Source organism: Plectonema radiosum NIES-515, from assembly GCF_025753815.1.
In the GTDB taxonomy this organism is placed as follows: Bacteria; Cyanobacteriota; Cyanobacteriia; order Cyanobacteriales; family Nostocaceae; genus Hassallia; species Hassallia radiosum_A.
In genome coordinates this window covers 1-2,378 of record NZ_JAOWRF010000028.1, presented here as the reverse complement: position 1 = coordinate 2,378, position 2,378 = coordinate 1, and the positions used below count along the sequence as shown (strand labels likewise).

Here is a 2,378-nt window from a genome sequence, read left to right as displayed (position 1 = left end):
GGGTTTGATGGCTGTTTCCGGGTGGGTTTGATGGCTGTTTCCGGGTGGGTTTGATGGCTGTTTCCGGGTGGGTTTGATGGTTGTTTCATTAATTAAAAAAGAGCGATCGCTTTCTCAACTGCACTCTTCACAAATAATGAGGAAATTTAAACGCAGAGGGACGCAATGGTGAGCGCACTCGTTTCGCGGAGTTTTCGTGTTTGGTGCAAGCGATCGCGCTCCAATAGTCTCCAAGTCGTCTTTTTGACAACCTACATCAGAAAATGCAGTACTTTAGTCATGGTTAGGTTATGACGAAAGTCTGATGAAAAAACAAGTAAAAATCTTTTATATTGACACGATAGAGTCAATAATATCAAGCAAGGCACTAAGTACTCAACCTATCTGAAAAGACGGGTTGAGTGTTTCTTTTTTGGGTATTCGATGCGCGATCGCGCTGTCCAAAAATTAACACTAATAAAAAAATCGTAATCGTCGTAGAGACGTTCCGTCGGAACGTCTCTACAATATATGTGATTTGTCGGACATGATACAGCAGATTGCGTTGTTATGAAATACATGTAGAGACGTAGCAATGCTACGTCTCTATAGGGTTTTGGGTTTTACGTATGTACCTCATTTACCTGAAGTCTACTGTATATTTTTTTTCCAAGCAGATAAAGCCTGGGAATACTTTTAACCAATGCTGACTGTAGATATGACTACTTCTCTTTGATTTTCTGACTTTTCGACAATCTTGTCAGCAAAATGCTTGTCGAGCAGTGCCGGAACTTGCTTTTCTTGAATGCGACTGTAGCGGGTTTTATCTGGCATGACTAAATTAGGACCAGCTTTACAATTTTTCATGCAGCCAGTGCCTTTGATGGTAACTTCGTTTGATAAAGAGCGATCGCTTAAAGCTGATTCCAGCGCTCGACAAACCCCAGTCCCCCCGCGTTTCATACAATCCGACTTTTGACACACTAATATAGTAGCTTTCCCTGACTTTCCTTTATTCTCAGCCAAAGAAGACACACCAACAGTCTCCCTGTCCCCTTGTCCCCCTTGTCCCCCTTGTCCCCCTTGTCCCCCACTCTTTTAAAACCCCATCGCTTCAGCTACTGCTTTAAGTTCTGGTGCGATGCCGACTTGAAATTTGCTCTTGTTGTGTTTAATGGCTGTATCTGGGTCTTTTAAACCATTGCCGGTGAGGACGCAAACCACGGTTGCGCCTGTGGGTATTTGGTCTTTGACTTGCAACATGCCGGCGACGGAAGCAGCGCTGGCTGGTTCGCAGAAAATGCCTTCTTCTGACGCTAAAAGTCGATAAGCATCGAGGATTTCTTCGTCGGTGACGGCGTGGAAGTTGCCCATACTTGCTGATTTGACAGCGATCGCTTTTTCCCAACTTGCGGGATTGCCAATTCTAATTGCTGTGGCTAAGGTTTCCGGATGCGCTATCGGATGACCCGTGATTAAAGGTGCTGCACCTGCGGCTTGAAATCCCATCATCCGAGGTAAGCGATCGCATTTTCTGGCTTGATGATATTGACAAAAGCCCATCCAATATGCTGTGATATTTCCCGCATTACCTACCGGGATACACAGCCAGTCGGGAGCATCACCCAAGACATCGACAATTTCAAAAGCTCCAGTTTTCTGTCCTTCCAAACGGTAGGGATTGACTGAGTTTACCAAAGTTACCGGATAACTGATAGCCATCTCACGGACAATTTCCAGCGCTTGGTCAAAATTACCTTTAATTGCTAGTACTTCTGCTCCATAAAGCAACGCTTGTGCTAATTTGCCCAATGCTACATAGCCATCGGGAATTAAAACAAAAGCACTCATTCCCCCACGTCTAGCATAAGCTGCCGCTGCTGCTGAGGTGTTGCCCGTGCTAGCACAAATTACCGCTTTTGCCCCAGCTTCCTTAGCCTTGGAAATTGCCATTGTCATTCCTCGGTCTTTAAAGCTACCAGTAGGATTAAGACCGTCGTATTTGACAAACACGCGTACTTGTCTACCAATGCGTTCTGCCAGCGCGGGAACTGGTATCAGGGGAGTGTTACCTTCAAGGAGGGTGACAACCGGAGTTTTTTCGCTAACAGGCAAGTATTCGCGGTATTCTTCTATCAGTCCTAGCCAGGGTTGGCGATGAGATTTAGCAGCAGACAGGCTCAAAGTCACAGGATTTAAAAGTTTTTTACAACAGAAGGACGGGAGATTGAAAGCCCCTAAGCACATCTGAACTACGTTCACATATGTGGGGATAAAAATCGACACGGACAGTTTGAACTGTCAGTAAATATTGTAGGAATCTTTCAGTGCTTTCGGGAATCTTACGCCAGATGTTGTAGTGCTGGGAAGGTTTGGACACGTTTTGTCAAATATCTTAA

At 45.0% G+C, this 2,378-nt stretch carries 2 protein-coding genes; both read right to left on the bottom strand.

Annotation, left to right across the window (positions count from 1 at the left end):
* Positions 1-675: 675 nt before the first annotated feature.
* The gene (locus tag OGM63_RS01815; RefSeq protein WP_263743789.1) at positions 676-1,014 is read right to left on the bottom strand and encodes a (2Fe-2S) ferredoxin domain-containing protein; all 339 of its coding nucleotides are present in this window, start codon (positions 1,012-1,014) and stop codon (positions 676-678) included.
* Between the two features lie 63 nt (positions 1,015-1,077).
* Complete coding sequence (gene thrC / locus OGM63_RS01810) at positions 1,078-2,169, bottom strand: threonine synthase (protein ID WP_263743788.1); 1,092 nt, start codon at positions 2,167-2,169, stop codon at positions 1,078-1,080.
* Positions 2,170-2,378 lie beyond the last annotated feature (209 nt).